Origin of the sequence: Providencia stuartii (assembly GCF_029277985.1) — a bacterium.
Lineage (GTDB): Bacteria > Pseudomonadota > Gammaproteobacteria > Enterobacterales > Enterobacteriaceae > Providencia > Providencia zhejiangensis.
Window position 1 is genome coordinate 2416695 of the sequence record NZ_CP119546.1, and the last position, 23133, is coordinate 2439827.

At 38.0% G+C, this 23133-nt stretch carries 23 protein-coding genes; 8 read left to right on the forward strand and 15 right to left on the reverse strand.

Annotated features, from left to right (window positions below; genetic code table 11):
- Window position 1: 1 nt before the first annotated feature.
- Genes P2E05_RS10540 through P2E05_RS10550 form a run of 3 tightly spaced genes read right to left on the reverse strand, consistent with a single transcriptional unit; the run spans window position 2 to window position 3140 of the window.
- Entirely contained in the window at window positions 2-328 is a 327-nt protein-coding gene (locus P2E05_RS10540) for a YdbL family protein (protein WP_154624108.1), read from the reverse strand.
- Window positions 325-498, reverse strand: a complete 174-nt coding sequence (locus P2E05_RS10545; protein WP_154624114.1) for a YnbE family lipoprotein — start codon at window positions 496-498, stop codon at window positions 325-327. The genes P2E05_RS10540 and P2E05_RS10545 overlap by 4 nt, the downstream gene beginning before the upstream one ends.
- Window positions 499-548: 50 nt before the next feature.
- Window positions 549-3140 (reverse strand): YdbH family protein, encoded by a 2592-nt coding sequence (locus tag P2E05_RS10550; RefSeq protein ID WP_272657713.1) that lies wholly within the window; start codon window positions 3138-3140, stop codon window positions 549-551.
- Between the two features lie 232 nt (window positions 3141-3372).
- Between P2E05_RS10550 and P2E05_RS10555 the strand changes: the two genes are divergently transcribed.
- Together P2E05_RS10555 and P2E05_RS10560 are read left to right on the forward strand one after the other, a co-directional pair.
- Complete coding sequence (locus tag P2E05_RS10555) at window positions 3373-4371, forward strand: 2-hydroxyacid dehydrogenase (protein WP_154624110.1); 999 nt, start codon at window positions 3373-3375, stop codon at window positions 4369-4371.
- 15 nt (window positions 4372-4386) lie between these two features.
- Complete coding sequence (locus P2E05_RS10560) at window positions 4387-4824, forward strand: META domain-containing protein (protein WP_154624111.1); 438 nt, start codon at window positions 4387-4389, stop codon at window positions 4822-4824.
- Window positions 4825-4926: 102 nt separating this feature from the next.
- On the opposite strand, the gene grxB is transcribed toward P2E05_RS10560, so the two are convergent.
- Window positions 4927-5565 (reverse strand): glutaredoxin 2, encoded by a 639-nt coding sequence (gene grxB, locus P2E05_RS10565; RefSeq protein ID WP_163861841.1) that lies wholly within the window; start codon window positions 5563-5565, stop codon window positions 4927-4929.
- A gap of 1232 nt (window positions 5566-6797) precedes the next feature.
- On the opposite strand from grxB, the gene P2E05_RS10570 reads away from it, so the two are divergent.
- Window positions 6798-7112 carry a helix-turn-helix domain-containing protein gene (locus P2E05_RS10570; protein WP_154635557.1) on the forward strand — a complete coding sequence of 105 codons (315 nt, stop codon included), beginning with the start codon at window positions 6798-6800 and terminating at the stop codon, window positions 7110-7112.
- A gap of 152 nt (window positions 7113-7264) precedes the next feature.
- On the opposite strand, the gene P2E05_RS10575 is transcribed toward P2E05_RS10570, so the two are convergent.
- The 6 genes from P2E05_RS10575 to P2E05_RS10600 all read right to left on the reverse strand — a co-directional run bounded on the left by P2E05_RS10575 (window position 7265) and on the right by P2E05_RS10600 (window position 14489).
- A complete protein-coding gene (locus P2E05_RS10575) occupies window positions 7265-7882 on the reverse strand; it encodes a fimbrial protein (protein WP_154635556.1) in 618 nt (205 codons plus the stop codon).
- A 12-nt stretch (window positions 7883-7894) separates the two neighbouring features.
- A complete protein-coding gene (locus P2E05_RS10580; RefSeq protein WP_163861843.1) occupies window positions 7895-8902 on the reverse strand; it encodes a fimbrial protein in 1008 nt (335 codons plus the stop codon).
- A complete protein-coding gene (locus P2E05_RS10585) occupies window positions 8893-11382 on the reverse strand; it encodes a fimbria/pilus outer membrane usher protein (RefSeq protein WP_163861846.1) in 2490 nt (829 codons plus the stop codon). The genes P2E05_RS10580 and P2E05_RS10585 overlap by 10 nt, the downstream gene beginning before the upstream one ends.
- 9 nt (window positions 11383-11391) lie before the next feature.
- A complete protein-coding gene (locus P2E05_RS10590) occupies window positions 11392-12093 on the reverse strand; it encodes a fimbrial biogenesis chaperone (RefSeq protein ID WP_154623210.1) in 702 nt (233 codons plus the stop codon).
- Window positions 12094-12163: 70 nt separating this feature from the next.
- Window positions 12164-12748 (reverse strand): fimbrial protein, encoded by a 585-nt coding sequence (locus P2E05_RS10595; RefSeq protein WP_154623209.1) that lies wholly within the window; start codon window positions 12746-12748, stop codon window positions 12164-12166.
- Window positions 12749-14321: 1573 nt separating this feature from the next.
- Window positions 14322-14489, reverse strand: coding sequence for an MbeCy (locus P2E05_RS10600; RefSeq protein WP_154623116.1), 168 nt, complete (start codon window positions 14487-14489; stop codon window positions 14322-14324).
- 305 nt (window positions 14490-14794) lie between these two features.
- Between P2E05_RS10600 and P2E05_RS10605 the strand changes: the two genes are divergently transcribed.
- The gene (locus P2E05_RS10605) at window positions 14795-15742 is read left to right on the forward strand and encodes an FUSC family protein (protein ID WP_154623118.1); all 948 of its coding nucleotides are present in this window, start codon (window positions 14795-14797) and stop codon (window positions 15740-15742) included.
- A 53-nt stretch (window positions 15743-15795) separates the two neighbouring features.
- Window positions 15796-16629: an aldo/keto reductase gene (locus P2E05_RS10610; protein WP_163861852.1), complete on the forward strand. Its 834-nt coding sequence runs from the start codon at window positions 15796-15798 to the stop codon at window positions 16627-16629.
- A gap of 248 nt (window positions 16630-16877) precedes the next feature.
- Here P2E05_RS10610 and P2E05_RS10615 read toward each other — a convergent pair whose 3' ends face one another.
- From P2E05_RS10615 to P2E05_RS10630, 4 genes are read right to left on the reverse strand one after another with little or no spacing between them, the layout of a single operon-like run.
- Window positions 16878-17324 (reverse strand): YcgN family cysteine cluster protein, encoded by a 447-nt coding sequence (locus P2E05_RS10615; RefSeq protein ID WP_208852771.1) that lies wholly within the window; start codon window positions 17322-17324, stop codon window positions 16878-16880.
- Between the two features lie 17 nt (window positions 17325-17341).
- Complete coding sequence (locus P2E05_RS10620) at window positions 17342-17998, reverse strand: fumarylacetoacetate hydrolase family protein (protein ID WP_154623123.1); 657 nt, start codon at window positions 17996-17998, stop codon at window positions 17342-17344.
- A 20-nt stretch (window positions 17999-18018) separates the two neighbouring features.
- Window positions 18019-19107 carry a lytic murein transglycosylase gene (locus tag P2E05_RS10625; protein ID WP_154623124.1) on the reverse strand — a complete coding sequence of 363 codons (1089 nt, stop codon included), beginning with the start codon at window positions 19105-19107 and terminating at the stop codon, window positions 18019-18021.
- 46 nt (window positions 19108-19153) lie between these two features.
- The gene (locus P2E05_RS10630; RefSeq protein ID WP_154623156.1) at window positions 19154-19426 is read right to left on the reverse strand and encodes a YcgL domain-containing protein; all 273 of its coding nucleotides are present in this window, start codon (window positions 19424-19426) and stop codon (window positions 19154-19156) included.
- A 129-nt stretch (window positions 19427-19555) separates the two neighbouring features.
- On the opposite strand from P2E05_RS10630, the gene minC reads away from it, so the two are divergent.
- Genes minC through minE form a run of 3 tightly spaced genes read left to right on the forward strand, consistent with a single transcriptional unit; the run spans window position 19556 to window position 21396 of the window.
- Window positions 19556-20275 carry a septum site-determining protein MinC gene (minC, locus tag P2E05_RS10635; RefSeq protein ID WP_163861855.1) on the forward strand — a complete coding sequence of 240 codons (720 nt, stop codon included), beginning with the start codon at window positions 19556-19558 and terminating at the stop codon, window positions 20273-20275.
- A gap of 23 nt (window positions 20276-20298) precedes the next feature.
- The gene (minD, locus tag P2E05_RS10640; protein ID WP_154623128.1) at window positions 20299-21114 is read left to right on the forward strand and encodes a septum site-determining protein MinD; all 816 of its coding nucleotides are present in this window, start codon (window positions 20299-20301) and stop codon (window positions 21112-21114) included.
- A 3-nt stretch (window positions 21115-21117) separates the two neighbouring features.
- Window positions 21118-21396 carry a cell division topological specificity factor MinE gene (gene minE / locus P2E05_RS10645; protein ID WP_154623129.1) on the forward strand — a complete coding sequence of 93 codons (279 nt, stop codon included), beginning with the start codon at window positions 21118-21120 and terminating at the stop codon, window positions 21394-21396.
- Window positions 21397-22006: 610 nt separating this feature from the next.
- Here minE and rnd read toward each other — a convergent pair.
- Window positions 22007-23131 carry a ribonuclease D gene (gene rnd, locus P2E05_RS10650; protein ID WP_154623131.1) on the reverse strand — a complete coding sequence of 375 codons (1125 nt, stop codon included), beginning with the start codon at window positions 23129-23131 and terminating at the stop codon, window positions 22007-22009.
- Window positions 23132-23133: the final 2 nt, after the last annotated feature.

Consider the following 23133-nt stretch of genomic DNA (forward strand, 5'->3'; position numbering starts at 1 on the left):
ACTACTTTTTCTTTAACCATTGACCGTTAATACCACGAACATACTCTCCACTATCTGCACGCTCTACTAGCTTTTGCCCTGCAATTTTACCGACATCCCGTGTTTGTAAGTTATTTTTCTTAGCTATCTCACTGTATTTAATTTCTCGTTCATGGTTTATTTGAGCAACCAATTTATCTGCTGTCGCATTATTCGTATCAACGACCGCTAAATAGCCCGATAATGTCTCACCCACTAACCCTTGTTTTTTAGCTTGCTCAACAGTTAATGCCACGGCTGAAAAAACAAACACACAAGAGAGTATCAACGCTGGGAAAATGGCTTTCATTTCGCCTCCACCTTACCAAAAAGGTCACTATTTTCTTTGAGTAAGTCTTCAACTTGCCTATCTGCTTTGATTTGTATCTCGTGCTCTATTTTTACATTCATATTGATATTAATGGGTTTATCTGGTGTAGCAACTTCAACCCTCAAACACCCTGTTAGCATCATTAACATTAATGTGAATAGACTTGCGCTTATTATTTTCACAGTGAGTCCTTATTCCTTTAGAGATTTTTTTCTAACCACTCTTCTAAATTACTGCCGAAACGTAAGCTACGCCACAATTGAAAAATGTTCTCTTCATGTGTGTAGTTTAAGTGAACTTCTCTTTTTTTCGCCTCTTGAGAGTTAAAACCTTGAATAATGGTTTTCATCGTTAAGAGGCCTAAATTAGTAATATTGACATCTGTTCGGCTGCGAGAAATTTCTAAATACTGTAACCATCCTATCGCTGAACCCGCTGAAATATTATCGGCTTTTATCGATTCAACAAATTGTGTATCAAGACGCAATGCTAATGGGCCACTGTTTTCCAACCAACCATTTTTAACAATCCACTCAGGATTATTAAGATAAAAAGGTAACTCACCATTCACCTTACCTGAAGCGGCAAACTGAGTGACTTTCAGTATGGTGAATAATCGACTCAGCTCAATTTGGTGTAGTCTGATTGTTGCTGGTTGCTTTTGTGGCCAACGCAATAAATCAAGATGCACCTCACCACCTAATAGATTAAATCCAACATTGCTGAGTTTTAAAGGTAAAGCGTCTGTAGGTGGATAAGTTCCTGATAAATCGGCTCGAATATCAGTCAGTTCGAATAGATTATTTAATTGTTTTATACGCAATTTGACTGCTGATTTCTCACCTAATGTCCAAGTGCTGTTTTCCAATTTCCAGGGTAAAACAAAGTTTAACCCACTAATCTCACCATCTTTGAGCCACAAACCTGTGTTTTCTACGCGCCAGTGCCCACCAGCAACAAAGCCTGTTGTTAAGCCAATAGAAAATGCCGCTTGTGAAAAGAGTTTCCCTTCTCGCAATGTCATTCCAAGATCATTTGGGATTAACGTTTGAAATGCACTCACAGATTGTTCAGGCCAACGCGCTCGACCTCTAAAACGTTCACCATCCCAACGGCTAAAGATAACAATTGGCCCAACGTCTTTGGTACTCAGGTCCGCTTTTAATTGAAAATCAGCGGGTGATTTACCTGCAATGGCGGCATTTATCGTGATTTTAGGTAAATAACTCGCTGCACCAAATTGCATCCGATCACTTGTCAGCTGCAATTGCCCTTGCAAATTTTCTTTATTTGCATCACGCTGCCATAACAGCGGCTTGGTTAATATAAGACGTGTTGCAGTCATGGAAAGCAAGCCATATCTTATCTGATCAAAGCCCGTATTTAAGGTATTTAAGGTAATTAACGTATCCTGCCAACTGCCTTGGCCTTTAATATCCCAACGTGCTGCCAATGCTGGTAATTGTGCATTTCCCCAATAGTTCCAAAACCATTTGCCTTTATCGACCGTAAACTTATTCGCCTGACCATCAAGATGGATGGCAAAATTTCCCCAATATTGCTCTTTGACTTTTAAAATAGCTTGTAATCTGCCGGAAATCCCCTCAGCACTTAATGAAGTCCCTGCTAGCGGCAAACGAGCTTCTTGCAATAACAATGTAGGTGAAACTCGGCCATAAGCTCTTAACAACGAGCCTGGAAGAAATGACATTGATGGGGAGACTAATTGCCCTGAGATACGTGATGGTAAATGAATATCCAGCACCATATCGTTATATTTTAATTGGCCATTAAGATTAAAATGAATATCTGCATCTAATAGGTTAATTTTATTTTCAGGTAAACTGAGCACTAAGTTAGCTTTACCTTTTTGCGCCTCGGTCATCATATTCATTCGGCCACTGATCACCATCTCATTTAGGCCCAACTGCCAATTGGCGACTTGTAATGAAATAGCGCCATGAAATGGAATACCACTTTCTTCCCACTGCCAACGGCCTTCCGTTATATTAATAACCTGAGGAGCAACTCTCCAAGGCAAATGGGTAATTTCTTGCCCTGTCTGTTTGTCAAACACAGAAAACGTTCCTTGTGCGCCTTCCCATTGAAGCCTGGCATACAGCTGTTTTTGTGGTTGAGATAAGGTAAATTCCGTTGCTAAGCTGCCTTTAGCAGGAAGGTCTTCAGTGGTTAACGGTAAATTTAACTCGCCATTTAAATCGATACGCTGTTCTTGGTCGGGTAATTGGATTGAGAATTGCTCAACGACTAATTGACTATCTGAGGTGATATAAGTAGATAACAATAACTTATCGCCTCGGAGGTTTAATGCTAACGGTTTTTCTCCGTTACGGTGTAACCAAATACTCGCTTGGTATTCTTCCCATGGCGATATTTTTGCCTTTTCGATAACTACCGAAAAATCAGGTAAACTCTCCAACAGCGCAACAATTTCGATGGGTGAGTCATCCTTTTTTGCCGTTGTTGTGGGTAGCTGGCTTAAACACTGATTATCTTCAGTCAATTCATTCATTGTTAAATGCAATGGAAAAATAGAAAAACGGCTCTCTTTAGCATCAAACCACAAACAGTCCCCTGCTTTCAATTGTAGAGTATTTATCAATAATTGATCGTCTTGAAATACGGGCTGACTTAATGAAAAAGTCACATTTTCAGGTAGATAGGCTTTTGCAACAATAGGAAGCCAGCGGGTGATAGTCACCCATAAAATAGATAAGAACAAAAAGCAGCCTATAACGCTTACTAGTAGTATTTTAAGAGCCCTTTTCATCAAACTGCTTCCTTGTTTTACCTATATCAATGACGAGTGTTGGTTCTGATCAAGGTCGTTTTATCTATAAACGACTATAATGGCATATTAAAAGTTAATCGAGGGTTGCTTTCGGTATTTTTTTGGTGATTTACAGCAACAATTATCTTATTCTGACCTAAGTTCTTGGTAGCCACTTTTTCGCTACCCTTTTATTTTGGTTCCTAACGAAATAGTACACGGAGTTCCTTAGATGAAAATCGTTTCTTACAGTACTAAACAGTATGATCGCAAACATATGGATCAAGTCAATCAAGGATCCGGGTTTGATTTTAATATCGAATACTTTGATTTTCCATTAACAGTACAGACCGCTAAAAATGCGATTGGTGCCGACGCGGTATGTATTTTTGTTAATGATGATGCTAGCCGAGAAGTGTTAGAAGAACTTGCAGCACTTAACATTCGTATTCTTGCGCTACGTTGCGCAGGGTTTAACAATGTCGACCTAGTCGCTGCCGAAGAGCTCGGCATTCAGGTAGTAAGGGTACCCGCTTATTCACCAGAAGCGGTTGCAGAACATTCCGTTGGCATGATGTTATGCCTAAATCGTAGGATCCATCGTGCTTATCAACGTACTCGAGATGCCAACTTTTCTTTAGAGGGCTTAACGGGTTTTAACATGCATAACCGGACTGCGGGCATAATAGGTACAGGCAAAATAGGTCAAGCTGCTCTACGCATTCTTAAAGGTTTCGGGATGCGTCTACTCGCCTATGACCCTTACCCAAATCAAGTTGTGCTTGATTTGGGTGCTGAATATGTCGATTTAGATACGCTATATAAAAATTCTGACATCATTTCCCTACACTGTCCGCTAACACCCGAAAACCACCATCTACTGGATGAAAATGCCTTCAGTAAGATGAAAAACGGTGTCATGATCATCAATACTAGTCGTGGTGCTCTGATTGACTCAGTTGCCGCAATTAACGCCTTAAAAGCACAAAAAATTGGTTCTCTTGGTATGGATGTTTATGAAAATGAGCGAGATCTATTTTTTGAAGATAAGTCTAACGATGTCATTCAGGATGATATTTTCCGCCGCCTCTCATCATGTCATAACGTTCTATTTACCGGCCATCAAGCCTTTTTAACTGAAGAAGCGCTGACAAGTATCAGCGAAACAACATTAGGAAATATCCGCCAACTTAATAATGGTGAAAATTGTCCTAACATTGTAAAAGCCTAATTGAGCCAAATGATAATGAAACGGATAATTCCTTTAACATTGCTTGGTTTATTATTGGCGGCTTGCCAGACGCAGAATGTCAGTGCTGATAATAATGATAATGTCACCGAGCAACAGTTAATACACCATAATTTCGTGCTGACAGAAATAGATGGGAAACCTATTATTGATAAAATCAGCGTTCCTAGCCTTTCTTTCGGCGAAAAAATGTTTGTATCAGCCACAATGTGTAATGATTTTCATGGAATGGGTCGAATCAACAAATCAACCCTCATGGTAAAACATTTATCTAAAACAGAACTGGAGTGCGTTGACGAAGACTTATCAAAATGGGATTCGCTAATTAACCGAATGTTAACGGATGGTGCAGACATTTCATTCAGTGATAAAAAGTTGACCCTAACGCAAGGTAGATACAAGCTTGTTTATACACTCAAAGACTACATGAATTAGTCTCTACCGTCTTGTTTATTGTATATACATATAAATCCCATTATTTTATTAATAATGGGATTTTTTATGCTTAATAAAGCCTGTTCGCGATTATTAGCGTTCTTATTTAGCTTGGTCAAATAACAAGCTGACACCCGTTATCTGTGAAATATTCTTCATATAGTTCAATATCACTGTACTAAAGGGTATGTCATTCACGATAGACAAACTGCGTAATACAGGGAATATGAAAATATCATCCATAACGTTTTCATTTTTACGATTTTCTAACCATACGTCTAAGGCATCCATATGTGGCTCAAGTTCAACAATTAACGTATGCGTTTCTTTCAATAGAATGCTTAAATCGCCAAAAGCTTTCTCTTCTCGTTCAATATATGCAGCCCTTGCTTCTGGCGTATTTAACTCAGGAAAATCAGCTTGCGTAAAACGTGGTACAACGAGTTTAAAGACCGTTTCTGATACTGTTTGATACCATTTCTCTATTTCAGGAGAAACCGTAACTTGAGTCATTTTAGGTTCGGATAATTGATCAACATAATGAACAATATCTAAACTTTCAGGTAGATAGTTACCGTCATCTTTTTCTAGAATAGGTAACATCTTACGACCGATCATTTTGGTCGGAGTGGCTTTGTCGTCCTCCATCAGGAAGATTTGCTCAACATTGATTTTTTTAAAACCGAAAATCATTCGGGCTCTAACACAAAATGGGCAATGATCGTAAAGATAGAGTTTCATAATGGGAACCTCTTTGGTTGATGGGTGTAATCCTATCGCTTATAACGACAGTATAGTGAATGAATTCTATGTGACAAAGTTATAAAACTTGTTATTAGCTATAGGATCAACCTTAAATATGTTTTAATTTTCATTGAGGTTCTTTTATTTACAAGCAGCCCGCTATAAGCACTCTTTTTCTTCATCCATAAAAGGTTGCTTTTTGTTACAATTAGCAGCAATTTATAGCGAATCGCTTCACCCCCCCCATTATCAACACTTCTCATGCGAACAATATCGATATAAATAACTGAAATTCGACTAAAGTTAGGTTTATTAGACTATAGAATGGGGAAATATCAGAGTAGAGTATCAACAAACTTGATTAGAAATGTATGTTTACATATTGCACCATTTTTAGCATATCAGTTCGGTTATACTAAAAGTCTAAATGCATATTCATTGATAGAGTTTTATAATTCATTATGACAAACTTGCTTTCACCTAGCATTTTTACATTTCTCGTTATCTTTTTAATCTCTTTAGGAGTTTATGATGAACTTCTTTATATCTTACATTTTTTTATCATTAAAATGTAAGTAATATTCCATACCTCTTTATAAGTAAAATGTAATTAGCAAATTGATTTTAAAATAAATATGAAACGCTGATACGTTAAAAATGTTTACCCGTACTGCTTACTCCCCTCACCCATTAATTTTTATAATCTTTTATCGATTAACATTACATTGTTACATCTCTTAATAATAAGTACATTTACTCAAAATAATATTTCCATCACTATAATTTAAAATGGAATTCAAAATTAATATCTATTTATTTAATATTGAATCATTATTTTTTATATTTAAACACTAAATAACTCATACTGAGATAAAAAAACAACTTAATTTGACACTCTAATTAAGAGTATCTATTTTTGAGAAAAATAATAACACTGTATTATTATATATATAACATTTAGTACCCATACAAAGATCATGTATTTATTCTATTAAAAATTCATTATATTAACCATAACAACATGTCTATACCCTCTTCATATGGATACTGCCATTAATTTATTGTCTGTTTAATCCTATAGTACCTAGCGTTAACAATATTAAAAATAATAAAATAAAAATATTAAATATGTGACAATTAATTGTTTGTTTACCATTTAATATATTGTATAATTTTACAATGCATTTAGCATTTATTCTACTATCCCTTTATCAATCGAGGGTGCCAACATGGACATTCATTATTTTATTGGAATTAAAATAAAAGCGCGGCGAAAAGAATTAGGTTTTTCCGGTTCTGATTTAGCCAAGAAATTAAATATAAGCCAACAGCAAATATCTCGCTATGAGAATGGAATCAATAAAATACCTCTAAATCATTTGGTTAGCATAGCAATTGTATTGAAGTGCCCTATAGACTGGTTCTTTCAAGGTTGTATAATTGATGAGGATGACTCAATTCAAGATAAGAATATAAACATAAAGAACCAAGAATTAAAATATGCCGCAGAAAGTGTTATTGTTCATAGCAAAAATGTTATCTGATACTCTGCTATTTTTATTATTACACTCATGATACCTCTACAGCTCAATAATAGTAACACTGTAAATTAACCTTTTAAAAAGGACAAAAAAAAAATAACATAGCCCATTAACTGCTATGTTATTTTTTTATTTGATTTTATAAAATTAAATTGTTAGTTATACTGTATTTCGTACGTTGCATAGCTTGCCATTAATCCAGTGGTCACTTCACTCGCATTCTCAGCAGTATAACCAATATAATATTGGAAGATGGCGTCTTTATTGTCTGATATTTTCGGTGTCACTTTCAATTGTTCAGGATCCGCAGGAATAATTTTATTATCCGCATCTAAAATGGTGCTGTTATTGATGGATAATGCAAAGTTAATATTCTTTGCACCATCAACTAGCATATTTTTCAGTAATCCCGCTGTTTCAAAGTTTGTTTTCGGCACCAAATAACCATCAGCCCAAGTGACACTCAGCTTATTAAGATCAGCATCAACAACTTCACCATTATGTTCCACAGATTGACACTGCGATAACTTGATAGTGAACATTTTAGATTTTAAATACGCACCACCTGCACTATTGTTGATTTCCATCAGTGAGATGGGAGCAAGATAGATATTGGCATCACTTCCTTGATCATTCACTGAGACTTTACAGGAAACATCAACAACTCTCCCCGCAAAAGATACCTTTCCTTCGTCATAATTTGTTTCAAAAGTGGGTAATGCATTTGCATAACCTACCACTGAAAAAAGTATCGGCATTATCCAGTTTTTCATTGGGATCCCCTATTAATCATAGGTTATGTTGAATTGCATCTTAGCCTGCACTTCACCAGCAGAGATTTTATCTTCATGTTGGTAATAGCGGGCAATATAGTTCATATTAATCGCTTTATCGCGTGCGGTTGCTAACTCACCAACTTTATAAGTTTCACCCCAATGCAATTTTTCTCTTTTATCAGTAAGAACCTGCACGCCAATACCTTGCGCAGAAGATGATTTGGCGGTGTTCGCTAACACCCCATCTTTAGCGGTGGTATTCCGAGCTAATGTGCCATAGAAATTCATATTCACAGAAACGGAATCCGGGGAAATACTCACACCACCATTGCATAATAGATTAATTGGAAATTGTTTTTCCCCTGCTGTGGTTCCCCGTCCTCTAAACTCAGTGCGCCTAACGGTATCTAAATGAACGTCTTGGTTTGCACCTGTCGTAATTTTACAAGACGGAGATACGATGGTAATGGCATCAGCTGATAAATAGGTAATAATCGCAGGTTCAACTGAATTCGGTTTATAGCCATAACGTGTATACTCACCCTGAGTAATTCTCCCTGACCCCGTATTTTCTGCTGTCTTAATGATTTGTAACTTAAATGTTGAGCCAGCTAAATACACATTGATCTTCTTTTTACTTTCCCCTTTGACTTTATAAGTATCAGGGTAAGTCATTGCAACAGCGCCCATACGTTGGAAACGTAGTCCTATCCCTGGGATATTGGTGTTGTAGACTTTATTCGGCCCTTCCGTCACCCCTTTAGCGGTGACGATTGCATCTAAAACAGTTCCACCATAGCACACTGCCCAATAGCTTCCGGTTTCTTTCATCGGCCAGGTTTTTTCTTGTATCACACTACCGACAGGAAGATCAGGTGAGACAATAACTCGGCCAAATTGCATATCGATATTCTCTGCTGGAACCCGACTGTCTCGGGTACATGTCGCATATGCAGAGATACTCGATAGCACTGCCGTGAGTGCTATCCCATGACGTAGAATTGTATTTATCGACATACACTATCCTTACTGGTTCCTGCTTCCAGAGAAAATACACATTGGCCATTATCCCATTTTACAATGGCTTCTTTGGCTTCTTCGTTACTAATAAATACTGTTCCCCCCTGCCCAACGACACCAATAGATTCACCTTGAAGGTTAGTTACTTCAGCACCAAATGGCATAGGTTTTTTATCAAGACGTACAACGTTAAAAGTACGGTTACGTTCAACTTTGGTTCCAAATTTCACTTTAACAATACTGCCTTCATAAGGCACAACTTGACTCGATGTATTTTCAAACACGATATCTTCAGCGCTGCCTTTAGGGTCAATTTCAATATTGTTAATACGATAAGGACGTACATATGGCGCTAGCGCATACCCCCCCTTATTAACACGAACACCTGGTGCACTGATAACTGAAGCACCTTCTGCTCCCTCAGCTTCAATGAGTGCCATTGTCGTTGACGTATTTGGCGTCAGCACAACACCGTCAGAGTGGACGACAACAGAGCCATTCGCACCAACACCAAACTGTCGATACCCTTGCCCTTGGCTATAGTTGGCATTGGTGTTGACATAAGGTGTACGATAACCTGTATTCATCGCAATACTGTGTTCACCACCGCTAGCCGTTGATGTGTTTAGTCCATAAGTCCAGTTATTTTCATCATCCAATGTTCCATTAACGCCAAGCTGAGTTGAACCAAACTTCTCGTTATTAAATATGGTGTTTGACGTTAATGTGGTACTTCTGTTGTCACCAAAATAGAGTGGAATATTTAGGTTTAAACTAATACGGTCATCTTTCTTACCATAGGTACTGTTATTATCCGAATAGACTCGCATAAAGTTAATGGAATAAGAGAGGCGTTGGTATTGGTTGTTATAGCTAAACTGATATTGTTTTTCAGTGCCAGAACGCTCCCAATAGCTGGATATACGACCAGTGAAATACAGCCCGCCAAACCCATCAGGTAAGTTTTGGTTTACCGTGTAGCTAAAGCCATTTTTTTCACGCCAACGATTATTCGAAAGTCCACGTTTATCGTAGTCAATCGCATACAGAGCATCATTAACATTAAAATAGTCTTTCGTTGAATAACGGTATGCAGCCAACGAAATATTGGTATCAGTTTGTGATATCAATCGGTTAAAAGTGATGCGATAACTCTGACCATTATCAGTTCGATGCTTTAACGCGGTTCGAGATTGCGTCATATCTAGCGCAACCGCACCAATACCTGTATTGATACCTGTACCAATTAAATAAGCTTGATAGTCATCAAACGCCGTTACACCACCATAAAGAGAAAATGTGTTATTTAGGCCGTGTTGAATAGTCCCTTGCATAATATAAGGACGATTGTGCAAGCCATCTGTGTCCGATTTACCCGCGGCAACTTGATAGCGCGTAAAACCAGGACGCAAAAGTTGCGCTAATGATGAATATGGAACACTGAAACTACTTTCACTACCATCAGCTTCTTTTACCGTGACATTTAAGTCATTACCATAACCCGATGGATAAACATCATTAAGAATAAATGGACCAGGTGGTACTGACGTTTGATATATAATAGAACCATTTTGGCGAACAGTGACCAATGCGTTACTTTGCGCTACACCACGAATTTCAGGCGCATAAGATGTCATTCCGTCAGGATACATGCTGTCATCTGTTGCGATTTTTGCACCACGCAAGCCAATACTGTCAAACAGATCGCCATCAGTGTAAAACTGACCGGCTGTCATTTTGGACTTCATGCTTGCAATAGGTCGTTGCAAGTATGTCTGGTTGCTGTTCCAACTGGTGCTTCCGGAACGTTGCCAACTTAAATTACCAATATGCTTTAACAGCCATCCATCAAAAGATAACCCTGCATTTAATCCTAAATAGGCACTGGCATCATTTTGCCCTTGAGAACCACTCGTATGGCTATCATAGTAGTTGGCCATATAGGCAACATTAAGTGCGGGTATACCTTTTTCCCAGAATTGTGGTGCAACATACCCACGTGATAAACGTTGCTCGTAAATTTGGGGAACTGAGATATCTAGACGTAAATTTGATGCGTGAAATTTATCATTCACCTCGCTCAAACCATTCCACTCTTTTAACGGTAAACAAGTAGACTCTTGTGAATTGAGTTGTGGGTTTAGCTTTTCTGCGTCGATACCAAAATTGCTCAACATTATTGGCGTGTAACAAATCCCTAAATGCCCTTCTTTTTGTCGAACAACATTTAAATCATAGCGCCCTTTCCAATTGCCATTGGTATACACATCAACGGAATATTTACCTTCACTGATTGGCGCGGTATTGAAGCGTTCTAAATCAATATTATCTTTGCTGCCTACTATGAATCCACTGTTAAACTCGTAGGTGGTACCTTCCGCACCCCATGCGTAAAATGTCGGCATCATACATACAGTGACAAAGCAGGTCACAGAGAGTGTATTACTATATTTATTTATTAACTCTCGCTGTTTCATTTTTCTGTCCTATTTAACAGTTGTTTTAACTGCTATATCCGCCCCATAATCATTGATATTGTTCAAAACAATGTTTTCGCCTACTTTAATTGCTTTTTTCAATACCACTGAACTTTGGCTTTTGGGTGCCAGCATAATCGCTTTATCAGTTAACCCATTTTTTCCATCTGTAGAAATTTTTGTAATAGTAATAAAAAATGGTGTTGGGTTATTTATGGTCAAATTGTTTCCATTAGCACTGACAATTAATTTTTCAGGTGCTAACTCACGACTACCTAAACCTACAGGACGATAAATAAATTTAAAACGTGAACGAATTGCCAGTTGTAAAAAGTTTTGATCTTCTTTTCCAGCCGTTCTAACGGTGGGGGGGATATCTAAAATATTCAGCCACCATAAACTTTCCTGATCTTGTGCTAATTGGTTTTTATCCATTAATTTTATACGGAGAGTTTGTCCCCCTTTCGCATCAATTCGAGATATTGGAGGCGTAATTTGAAATGGTGTTTTTATTGTATCTGGTGTTTCAGATGCATCACCGGTATCTAACCACGCTTGTGCGACGGCTGGTCTATCCGCGGTATTATTTAACTGCACTGTAATTTCTTTTTCATTTCCAGGATAAATAAATCGAGTGCCGTTAACAATAATATTATTCGCTAATGAAGATGCACTGAAAACGAAGCAGAAGAATAAAACAATTGCTTTCATTTGAACCTCTAAATAAAAGCGGCAGTGAGCCTACCGCTTAGATAAATATTACTTTTAAATTAATTTAATCTTATTCGTAAGTAATTTCGTAAGTTGCGTAGCTTTCTACAATACCGCTGCTAACAGTATCTGGTGTAGAAGTTGCGTAACCTACGTAATAAGTGAAGCGTGAACCATCAGCAATATCGATTGTTTTTGGCTTAGGCTGAGTAGCGCTGGTTGGGTTGATTTTGGTTTTTAAATCAGAATCAGCGTTAGTTGCTAAAACTAATTGAATATTTTTAGCACCCGTTGAATCTGTGTTAGCTAAATAACCTTCGTTAGCACCAGAAGCACCCGCCAATACGTTACCACCAGTCCAGTTAACGTTTAATACTGTGTCATCATTTGTGCCTTGGCAATTAGTTACATCAATCACAAATGATTTTGGTTTCAGATAAATGTTTGCACCTGCATCTTTAACTTCTTTAACAGAAACAGGAGACAAATAAACTTTAGCATCGCTACCTTGGCCATCAACAGAAATGGTACAAGAAACATCTGTCACTTTACCGTAAAAATTAACTTGGCCACCGCCAGCATTTTCAGTTCCAGCATAAGCAGAAGATGCGCCAATAATTGCAGTTGCAACTGCTGTCAGTAATACTTTTTTCATTATCATTTCCTAATATGAGGGGTTTTATTATTACACTAAACAGGACTTATTAAGTGCCTAGTTTTTTAATAAATAATTAACATAGTGTACTCACCATATATTTAATACGGACACATATTTATTTCTGTGTATTTAAGCTACTACTAATAATTAAATTAAAAATATAGTTTTATCTCAATTAGTCCATCTTAGAATTAATAATCATAACGTGGTCTATATGATTTCGAAGAGAGGATACATAAAAACTTAAATTACATTAAATCGTTTTTATTATTACATAGTGTAATTTTTAATAGGTGGCACCTATCAAATGAGTGCTATTGATCGAAAAATTTTATTAAGCCAATTCTCTGAATTACTCGTATTATGCAAGTTTATTACACTTGATAATTTATTTTTCAATTTTATGTTACAAATAAATTCTAAAAAATGATCTTATGATAGTTTTTTGTAAAAAATGAAAACAGCAGAATACATCTAAATATGACCATCATTATCGTAATAACTTATTCCAAATTAAAATCCACTGAAGAATGAGTCATCTAAATTTGATAGCTAACCTCTGCATAATATAAATTAATTTTATGTTATGTAGAGGTTGATATTCATTCTTATTTGAGCATATATTTATGAAATAATGATGACACATCATAATTGGACTATTTACTCACTATTGGAGTAATTCTGAGAAGTTAAGCTAACAAAGAGATATTGTGGTGATAAAATACTGGGTATAACCAATATCGTTAGTGTTGATATTGATAATATTAGTCTAGCAAGTGAAATATCTAAGCTAAATTTACTTGGATTTTGATAATTTTTATTAATTTAATATTTTATTTCTTGCCAATAACTAAAAATGTTTTAATGAATAATGGAGCATCAACGTCTTCTGTTAGTAAATGTTATCAATTAATTTGATATATAGCCGTTTTTTCTACATAAAATTTTATCTATTCAAATTATTTTAAAATTGTAACCAATTGATAATTAATATTAAAAAATAATTTGTTTTCTGGGTAACATAGGTCTATAAATCGGCATTCAGAAAACTCTTAAAACTCATCTACAGAGTAAAAATAGCTCACATTTCAACCAAACCTAACTAAAATCGATATTCGATTAAAGCCCCTATCTATTAGGAATCCTATAATCTAACTAAAAATGTAGATGCTAATTGCTAAAATAGCCACATTTTATACAACTTATTCGGGCCATAACATAAAACACACATCATATATTGAATATCTATTGTCGTTAAAAGTGAGAGTTAGATCTCTTTCAATCTATGAGCTGTACATTAATTAATCTTATTTGTTAATCTATCACTCTATCCCTTTCCGCCATTGGCAAAGTCATATGATGTCCATTGGTACGAACAGTAAAACACCCCATCCGCAAGAGAAAAGCGCCATAGAGTACAGGTAGCAGTTAACCTTTATGCGCTATTAAGCGAATGCAATTCACGCTATAGCTATAGCGCAGTAAAGATGCGTTAATTGCCTTCAAATTGGTGAGTGGCGTATCCCGATGTTTATGACCAAGTGCGCTCAATAACCGCGCTGTAATGGCACTATGAAGACTTGTGCTCAATATCATTATTCTCGGGATGATCTGGTGCGGCAAAGGCAAGTTCTTTCATCCATTCAGAAAGGATGGGCTTCGTTTTTTTTGCGTCAAGCTCCGCTCTCTCTTTTTTAGTTAACCTAATGACGACAACCTCTGTTTTCATTTGATGCATTTTAATTTCCCCCTTTAGAGGGTTAACCATGCCATAGTCAAGCCAAAGACAGGTCTTAATTACTTAATTTTACAAAAACAGAAGATAACGATACAAACAACTGAAATTAATCAATATATGTATTGATAAAAAGAGACTTGAGACTAGTTGCATGTCGAATTAATTGAAAACAACGCCATTTACCCTTTTGATAATCTAATAATGAATATAAAAATTATAATATTGTCAGTAAGTTACTCATTGATTACAGTATTCATACTAAACAAATTTGGCCTATATCATAAAATGAGAAGCGAGAACTTCTGATGTCAATTTCTTTGCACCAAATCCGTAGTGCACTTTTACTCTCTCTATGGGTTATTGCTCCTTGGATTTTCGGTATATTCTATGGACAAGCCATGTTTGGCACTCTTATGTCCTTTGGTGCTTATTTATTAGTGGTTTCATACCCTAAATTACCCAAAAAAAATCCAATTCCCGTATTACTACAAGGGGCTGGGATTTTATCTGTCTTTGCAATCATCGGGATTAATGTCACTTTAGGTAGCCTTTTGTTTTTTATTTATGCTGCTCTTGGTGCCCTTATTCAAGGCTATGCTGAATTACGAGCCACGTATTTGCGTTTACCTATCGCATTAGGCGTATTGGCTTATTTTCTTTCAATAGGACAAATACCTTCCCAAGGGAGTTTATTTTATAGTTGTGCATTTACACTCGGTACCTGTTGGGGCGTTATCATTTCTTATCTTCAGCTCCCTCGAAATGAAGCCCCCGCTTCTGCCACTCATATTGACTTACATTCTCCAGCGGTACAACGCTTCTCCATTGCAATGGTCTTAGTCGCACTAATAGGCAGTGTGCTCGCGACGCTATTGCCTAGCTCACATCCTTGTTGGTTACCGGCTGCGGGTTTAAGGGTGATGAAATCTGAGCGTATGGCGACGTGGGCGCGATTAAAACAACGGGGGATAGGCACCTTACTGGGCGCTGCTGTTGGCGGATTGTTACTTGGTTTTTATGAAAATCAACTATTACACGTCTCACTGGTGGGATTATTATTATTTGCCATGTTAATAATTGGGGCTAAACGCTACGGTTATTGGACATTCTGTTTAACTGCCATTGCATTGACTTTTAATATTACCGCTACCGCTGGACCTATAATCCTCGCGTTCGACCGAGTATTGCTCACAATTTGCGCACTCATTATTGCAATAACCATGCTGTTAGTACTACCCAAATCGACAAAATAAGTTTCGACAAGGTTGATATATTGAATGTAATGCTAATATCAACAGGAGGCACTATGAGCCCGACATATGAATTACTCGATGGATTCCAAATTCCTCAAATTGGCTTTGGAACATATGCTTTAAAAGGCTTACAGGGCACGCGGATCATTGAAAGCGCTTTAAACAATGGCTACCGTTTACTCGATACTGCATTTAATTATGAAAATGAAGGCATCGTCGGTAGAGCAATAAAAAATAGTTCTATTCCAAGAGATCAAATCAGTGTGACTTCAAAGTTACCAGGGCGCCACCAGCAATATAATAACGCAATACAGACGATTCAAGAATCTATCACACGTCTAGGATTAGACTATATTGACCTGTATTTGATCCACTGGCCAAACCCGAAAAGAGGAACGTTCGTTGAAGCTTGGCAAGCTTTAATCGACTCACAACGCTCTGGCTTAATAAGAAGCATTGGTGTCTGTAATTTTCTTCCTGAGCACATCGAGATTTTAGAAAAAGAAACAGGCGTGCTCCCTGTCATTAACCAGATAGAATTACACCCTAACTTTAACCAAGCAACACAGCGTCAATATCATGCATCAAAAGGCATTATTACGCAGTCATGGAGTCCATTAGGACGAGCTGGAAATTTATTCTCTCACCCAACGCTGGTCAATTTGTCTAAAAAATATAATCAGACTGTGTCACAGATTATCATGCGCTGGCATTTACAATTAGGTGCATTGCCGATACCAAAATCCGCGCACTCAACTCGTCAGATTGAAAATATTGATGTTTATGATTTTATCCTGTCGTCAGAAGATATGCAGGCAATAAATGCATTATCTTCAGTAGAGGGAAGACTAAGAAACCAAGACCCAGCAGTGTATGAAGAGTTTTAAATACGGTTTAGGAAGTGATACAAGCGGTTGCAGTAACAGCCCTATCGAATAAGGCTGAGGTTGTTGACAAAGCGGGATAAAAGCGTGATTTTTCCCGCTTTGTGTTATCAGCCGAAAATCAATAAATTGATTTTCCTCGTTTATTTTCAAAAACCCATTTGACTTGCCGCCAAACATAATAGGTTTGTCAGCAGTATGAGCCCTATCGAATAGGGCTATTATATGATCCCGTGTCAATGAACACGTGATTATGTTCTGTCTACGGGACGGTTCATTATATGGTCTTCCCACTCAACCACATCTTTTTCCCTAACGGCTATGTGCCGCACAGAAATCCTTTCCGCATGCATCGCCGCTTTTGACCCCGTCTTTAACGGATGCCATGCAGGCAATGTTTTCCCTTCAAGCAACAGACGATAAGCACAAGTATGTGGTAGCCATTCAAACGTCTCTAAATTGTATCGATTAAGTTTGATACAATCTGCCTCATAGCTGAAACGGTCTTCATAATGTTTACACTGGCACGTTTTGATATTTAATTGATTACAAGCCACATTAGTAAAATAAATTTCATCTGTGTCTTCATCCATCAGTTTATGCAAGCAGCACTGCCCACAACCGTCACACAGTGATTCCCATTCATCGTCAGTCATTTCATCTAACGTTTTTACCTGCCAGAAAGGCTGAGACATAATACTTAATAATCCTATACTTATATCACTCTGGTCGTTAACGAGTGATCATTAATTGAGAGCTTTAACATATCACCCGATGTCAATGGTCCCACACCTTCTGGGGTTCCTGTCAAAATAATATCCCCCGCACGTAAGGTAAAAAAGCGAGACATATAACTAATCAATGGCAATATGGGCGTGATCATATCACGAGTCGAGCCTGACTGGCGAATTTCGCCATTAATCTCTAAGGACAGTTGGGCACTTTGTGGGTCACCAAAGCTATTGACAGGAATAAAACCCGAAATTGGGCAAGACCCATCGAATGCTTTACTTTTTTCCCATGGTTGTCCCGCTTTCTTAAATTTTGCTTGTAAATCTCGTAGCGTTAAATCTAACGCCACCGCAAAACCCGCAATTGAACGAGAAACCCGATCTTCATCGGCATTCTTTAATGGCATACCAATCAAGACAGCTAATTCAATCTCATGATGCACTGCTCCCAGATCTTTTGGGATCACTATCGGCTGGTTTGCATCACATAATGCAGTTTCAGGTTTAATAAAAATAACAGGTTCTTCTGGGTGTGCGGAGCCCATCTCTTTAATGTGTTTTGCGTAATTACTGCCAACACAAACGACTTTATTTGCAGGAAAATCCAATAAGGCACCTTGCCAGTCACGATGTTGGTACATAGTTGTAACTCCTATTATCGTTATTGTATTTTTTGAGCAACGCCGTCAGCCATCAAGCATACACTCAAAGCAAAGTAATATGAGCGATTCCAATGCATAATAGTGCGGAAATTTTCTGTCACTAAGTATGCGCGCCCCTGCGGATCATCAGGGATAACAACCCATGTTTTTACACTGGACGGTAATTGTGCGAATGCTGGTAATTTGACGCCAAGTTGTTGCCACTGAGCAACGGTTTTACCCTGCTCTGCTTTAACCCCTTCGAGCTGTTTATCAAAATCAGCAGGTAATGTAATTTGGTAACCCCACGGTAAAGCGGCTTGCCAGCCTTCTGTCGAAAGATAATTCGCGATGGAGGCAAAAACATCTGCCGTGTTATTCCAAATATCCATTTTTCCATCACCATCACCGTCCGCCGCATAAGACAAATACGATGTTGGCATAAATTGGCTTTGCCCCATGGCTCCAGCCCAAGATCCTTTTAATTGCTGATCTTCTGGGATATAGCCTTTGTCCATAATTTCCAATGCAGCTAGCAATTGTTTGCTAAATAAAGCTTCACGACGCCCTTCAAATGAAAGTGTTGCTAATGCTGAAATAACATCTTCTTTACCTTGGGAACGACCGAATCCACTCTCTAGTCCCCACAAAGAAACAATATATTGAGGCGGAACACCATAACGTTTGCTAACCGCATTTAAGATTGCTTCGTTTTCCCAATATTTTTGAGCACCTGCGTTAATGCGCGAGGCGGGTAACACATTCTTTAAATAGCTTTCTAAAGTCACGGTGGCTCTTTTTTCAGGTTGCCCTTTATCGGCCTTAACCACACGCTCAATAAAATGGATATTAGCGAATCCCCGTTCAACTGTGCTCGGTTTAATTCCTTGCGCTATCGCGTGCTGTTTTAATAACTCAACATAAGCCGGAAATTGTGATGGCTCACGATTTTCAATTGGAAATGCTTTATCTAGCGCTTCAACTTCTTGCGCAATTGCGACATTTTGTTGAGTAGTCAATTGCTTCGGTGCAGCTGAAACCGGTGGCTTCGCTGAACAACTCACTAAAAATAAGCCGCTAATTAAAGTAAATAGTAAAGTTGGTTTCATTTCATCACTCCCACCGGTCAATTATCATTTCAGGATTATCCTAATTTTATTCGCTACAAGACTCACGATATTCAGCGAGTAAATTTTCAACTGGTGGTGGAAATTGAAGATAATATCCGACTTCAATTAAATCTGCTTTGACCTTTTCAATATCAGCATTTGCCAATTTATCGCGGTTTGTAAGGGATAATGTCATCGCAAACTGTGGAACGCCGAATTGTTTCATCAGTTCTTCGGGGACTCGAGAAAAATCATCTTTCTTCTCAATATAAAGATATGTTTGATCACGGTTAGGACTACGATATATTGCACAAATCATTATATTTAACTCTTTTTCTTGGTTCATTGGCTTGCTTGAGGAATGCAGTAACTATAACATGCTATTGTTTTACAGAATATCGTCTCCCGAAGTTTGTTTCGGATATTTTAATTTGCTGAGCCCGGATAGATGTCACAGTCGCCAATAGAACTCAAAGGCAGTAGCTTTACTCTTTCAGTGCTTCACTTACGTAGTGAAGAAACTAAACTCATCAAAAAAGCGCTTCAAGATAAGGTAAGTCAAGCACCTGACTTCCTTAAAAACGCGCCTGTGGTTATTAATATTGCCGATTTAACAGCGAATGCGGATTTATACAGTATCCATAAGGCTGTTATATCAGTTGGTTTAAGGGTTGTCGGAATAAGTGGATGCACCGACCCTTTATTACGGAAGAAAGTCAGTGATGCAGGTTTAGCGGTACTGAGTGAAGGCAAAAGCCAAAAAGCCGTTGACATTCAGCCTGAATCAACGCCGTCTAACGTTGAAATTGCTTCGCCAGCGGACCCTGAGTTTAGTTATCGAAAAACTCGAATTATTAATAGCCCAGTTCGTTCAGGTCAACGAATTTATGCCCCAAATAGTGATCTTATTGTCACAAGTAATATCAGCGCAGGTGCAGAATTACTTGCAGATGGTAATATTCATATATATGGCATAATGAGAGGTCGAGCTCTTGCGGGCGCCTCTGGTGATACTGAAAGCCAAATTTTTTGTACACACCTGCAAGCCGAATTGGTGTCTATTGCGGGTGAATATTGGCTGAGTGATCAGATCCCTTCTGAATTTCTCGGCAAAGCAGCGAAACTTTGTCTCGTTGATAACAGATTAAATATTGAAAACTTAATTTAGACCTTATTTACAAGGAATTATTCATGGCACGCATAATTGTTGTTACATCTGGTAAAGGTGGCGTAGGTAAAACCACTTCAAGCGCGGCCATAGCTACAGGCCTAGCACAAAGAGGGAAAAAAACAGTTGTGATCGATTTTGATATCGGTCTGCGTAACCTCGACCTTATCATGGGATGTGAACGCCGAGTAGTGTATGACTTCGTTAACGTCATTCAAGGTGATGCCACGTTAAATCAGGCACTCATTAAAGATAAACGTACAGAGAATCTCTATATTCTACCTGCATCACAAACTCGTGATAAAGATGCCCTTACTCGAGAAGGCGTTGAAAAGATACTCGACGAATTAGGTAATGAATTAGCATTCGACTTTATTGTCTGTGATTCACCAGCAGGTATCGAAAGTGGTGCATTGATGGCACTTTACTTTGCAGATGAAGCGATTATCACTACCAACCCAGAAGTCTCTTCAGTACGCGATTCTGACCGCATCCTAGGTATTCTTGCCTCTAAATCACGCCGCGCCGAAAAAGGTTTAGACCCTATCAAAGAGCACTTATTATTAACCCGTTATAATCCAGGAAGAGTGACTCGTGGCGATATGTTGAGTATGGAAGATGTCTTAGAAATACTCTGCATTCCATTAATTGGTGTGATCCCTGAAGATCAATCCGTATTACGTTCATCAAACCAAGGTGAACCTGTGATTTTAGACACAGAATCTGATGCTGGTCAGGCATACAGCGACTGTGTTGATCGTATTTTAGGTGAAGAGCGCCCTATCCGATTCATTGAAGAAGAGAAAAAAGGTTTCTTGAAACGCCTATTTGGGGGGTAAATAATGGCTTTATTGGATTTCTTTCTGTCGCGGAAAAAACCGACAGCAAATATCGCAAAAGAGCGATTGCAAATCATCGTAGCAGAACGTCGCCGCGGTGATAGTGAACCTCCTTATCTTGCTGATATGAAAAGAGATATTTTACAGGTTATTTGTAAGTATGTTCAAGTTGACCCTGAGATGCTTTCTGTACAATTCGAACAAAAAGACGACGATATCTCAGTACTTGAATTGAACGTGACATTACCTGAAGGTGATGAGCTAAAAACAACTGAGAAATAATCATAGCAAATAGCCGTTGTTTTTAAGTGATAAATAGCGGCTCGCTTTATCAGTTTTTCAGTCAATTGAATTGGCTTAATCATTAGTAAGCTAAATAGCCATAATATTTTTTATGGCTTGGGTTTTCTATCGCTAAAATAATGTTTTCGATTCTTTTAGATAAGCTCTCTGCTTGCAATATAACCAAATGTTAAACACCGCATCTTGTAGATTACCCTATTAGCATAACGCACTATCTATTCACGCTAATTTTAATCCTCTTCACCAAAATAAAGACTCATCGGCAATAAAACTTGTATACAAGATCGACAAAATAATGGGTCAGTTATCTTTTCAGGAATAGAGGCGATTAACAATAACTTTAAAATGATAAACTTCATTCCACATCTTGCCTGCTATTTTGGCTAAATATTGTTCTTTGATTGTTTTTGAAAATACAGAAACAACCTTTCACAAAGAGTGAATAAAATGCTTTTAATATGCCTAAGGATTATATGGGCAGTTTTACCCAAGGTCTCATTAACGCTATGTTATTCTTTGTTGAGAGAGCCTTAAATCCAGCAAGCTCGATTTAAGGCTACAATTTGGTCGAATAACGCGGGGATACAAACTAGTGTGTTTGATTAAGCAGTTTTGTAATGGGTTCCGCTAGCAAGCGACCTCGCCAGCCATCTAATAATTCAGGCTGCTTAGACAAGGATTTAATCCCCCAATGTACCGATAACAACTGATTAATTTGTCGACGAGATGCCAGTAATTCAGCATTAAATTTTTCATGTTCAGCGATTTCTTTTACTACCGCCTTAATTTCTTTAAATAAACTTTTATACTGGGATTGTTCGTTCAAGTTTGCAACCATTGGCGGATAGTCGCTTTCATTCATTTGTTTGGCTTTTTCCACAATACTGAGCAATCGTCTTCCGTGACATCGGATTTCTTGCCCCGTGAGTCCCAAAGCATCAAGTTCACCTAACGAACTAGGCAAGTAACGAGCCACCTTCCATAAATGTTCTTCTTTAACAACAAAATTAATGGCCATATCACGTGCTTTAGCCTGATTTAAACGCCATTCAGCCAGCATTTGCAAACAAGCAAGCTGTTCATCTTTAAGCTGACACACATTCGTGATGTTTCGATAGGCTAGCGCCGGATCCGTGATTTTCTGTCTCCGCTCAACGGTTCTTTGACACTCTTCTAAGGCATCAGCAAGATAGCCCGCTTCTTCCACTTTTTGCATGAGAATTTTCGCTAATGGCAACAGATATAAAACATCTGCTGTCGCATATAGGCATTGTTTTTCACTGAGTGGACGCGCTAACCAATCGGTTCGAGATTCACTTTTATCCAGCGTTACCCCTAGATATTCTGCAACTAAAGAGGCAAAGCCACACGAAATTGGGTAACCTAAAAATGCGGCGATCACTTGGGTATCAACCATCGGCTCAGGGACACATTGAAAGTCATGCAAAAATACTTCAAGGTCTTCACTACCTGCATGCAAAAATTTAGTGACAGTCTGATTAGTCAGCAACGCTTTAAACGGTGAAAAGTCGCTGATTGATAAAGGGTCGATCAATGAAACTTGTTTTCCATCATAAAGCTGTAGCAAACCTAATTGTGGATAATAAGTTCGAGTACGGACAAATTCGGTATCCAATGCAAGCCAATCAGCTTCACTTGCCTGCTGACATACTTGTGCAAGCTCACTGTCCGTTGTTACTAAACGATAATTCAAAA

Coding starts and splice junctions, on each gene's coding strand:
- P2E05_RS10585 (WP_163861846.1), bottom strand. CDS start 11,382: ATGAAACAGCGAGAGTTAATAAATAAATATAGTAATACACTCTCTGTG.
- minC (WP_163861855.1), top strand. CDS start 19,556: ATGTCACAGTCGCCAATAGAACTCAAAGGCAGTAGCTTTACTCTTTCA.
- P2E05_RS10630 (WP_154623156.1), bottom strand. CDS start 19,426: ATGATTTGTGCAATATATCGTAGTCCTAACCGTGATCAAACATATCTT.
- P2E05_RS10545 (WP_154624114.1), bottom strand. CDS start 498: ATGTTAATGATGCTAACAGGGTGTTTGAGGGTTGAAGTTGCTACACCA.
- minD (WP_154623128.1), top strand. CDS start 20,299: ATGGCACGCATAATTGTTGTTACATCTGGTAAAGGTGGCGTAGGTAAA.
- grxB (WP_163861841.1), bottom strand. CDS start 5,565: ATGAAACTCTATCTTTACGATCATTGCCCATTTTGTGTTAGAGCCCGA.
- P2E05_RS10555 (WP_154624110.1), top strand. CDS start 3,373: ATGAAAATCGTTTCTTACAGTACTAAACAGTATGATCGCAAACATATG.
- P2E05_RS10560 (WP_154624111.1), top strand. CDS start 4,387: ATGAAACGGATAATTCCTTTAACATTGCTTGGTTTATTATTGGCGGCT.
- P2E05_RS10550 (WP_272657713.1), bottom strand. CDS start 3,140: ATGAAAAGGGCTCTTAAAATACTACTAGTAAGCGTTATAGGCTGCTTT.
- P2E05_RS10575 (WP_154635556.1), bottom strand. CDS start 7,882: ATGAAAAACTGGATAATGCCGATACTTTTTTCAGTGGTAGGTTATGCA.
- P2E05_RS10590 (WP_154623210.1), bottom strand. CDS start 12,093: ATGAAAGCAATTGTTTTATTCTTCTGCTTCGTTTTCAGTGCATCTTCA.
- P2E05_RS10620 (WP_154623123.1), bottom strand. CDS start 17,998: ATGTACCAACATCGTGACTGGCAAGGTGCCTTATTGGATTTTCCTGCA.
- P2E05_RS10540 (WP_154624108.1), bottom strand. CDS start 328: ATGAAAGCCATTTTCCCAGCGTTGATACTCTCTTGTGTGTTTGTTTTT.
- P2E05_RS10605 (WP_154623118.1), top strand. CDS start 14,795: ATGTCAATTTCTTTGCACCAAATCCGTAGTGCACTTTTACTCTCTCTA.
- P2E05_RS10610 (WP_163861852.1), top strand. CDS start 15,796: ATGAGCCCGACATATGAATTACTCGATGGATTCCAAATTCCTCAAATT.
- P2E05_RS10600 (WP_154623116.1), bottom strand. CDS start 14,489: ATGCATCAAATGAAAACAGAGGTTGTCGTCATTAGGTTAACTAAAAAA.
- P2E05_RS10570 (WP_154635557.1), top strand. CDS start 6,798: ATGGACATTCATTATTTTATTGGAATTAAAATAAAAGCGCGGCGAAAA.
- P2E05_RS10625 (WP_154623124.1), bottom strand. CDS start 19,107: ATGAAACCAACTTTACTATTTACTTTAATTAGCGGCTTATTTTTAGTG.
- P2E05_RS10595 (WP_154623209.1), bottom strand. CDS start 12,748: ATGAAAAAAGTATTACTGACAGCAGTTGCAACTGCAATTATTGGCGCA.
- P2E05_RS10580 (WP_163861843.1), bottom strand. CDS start 8,902: ATGTCGATAAATACAATTCTACGTCATGGGATAGCACTCACGGCAGTG.
- minE (WP_154623129.1), top strand. CDS start 21,118: ATGGCTTTATTGGATTTCTTTCTGTCGCGGAAAAAACCGACAGCAAAT.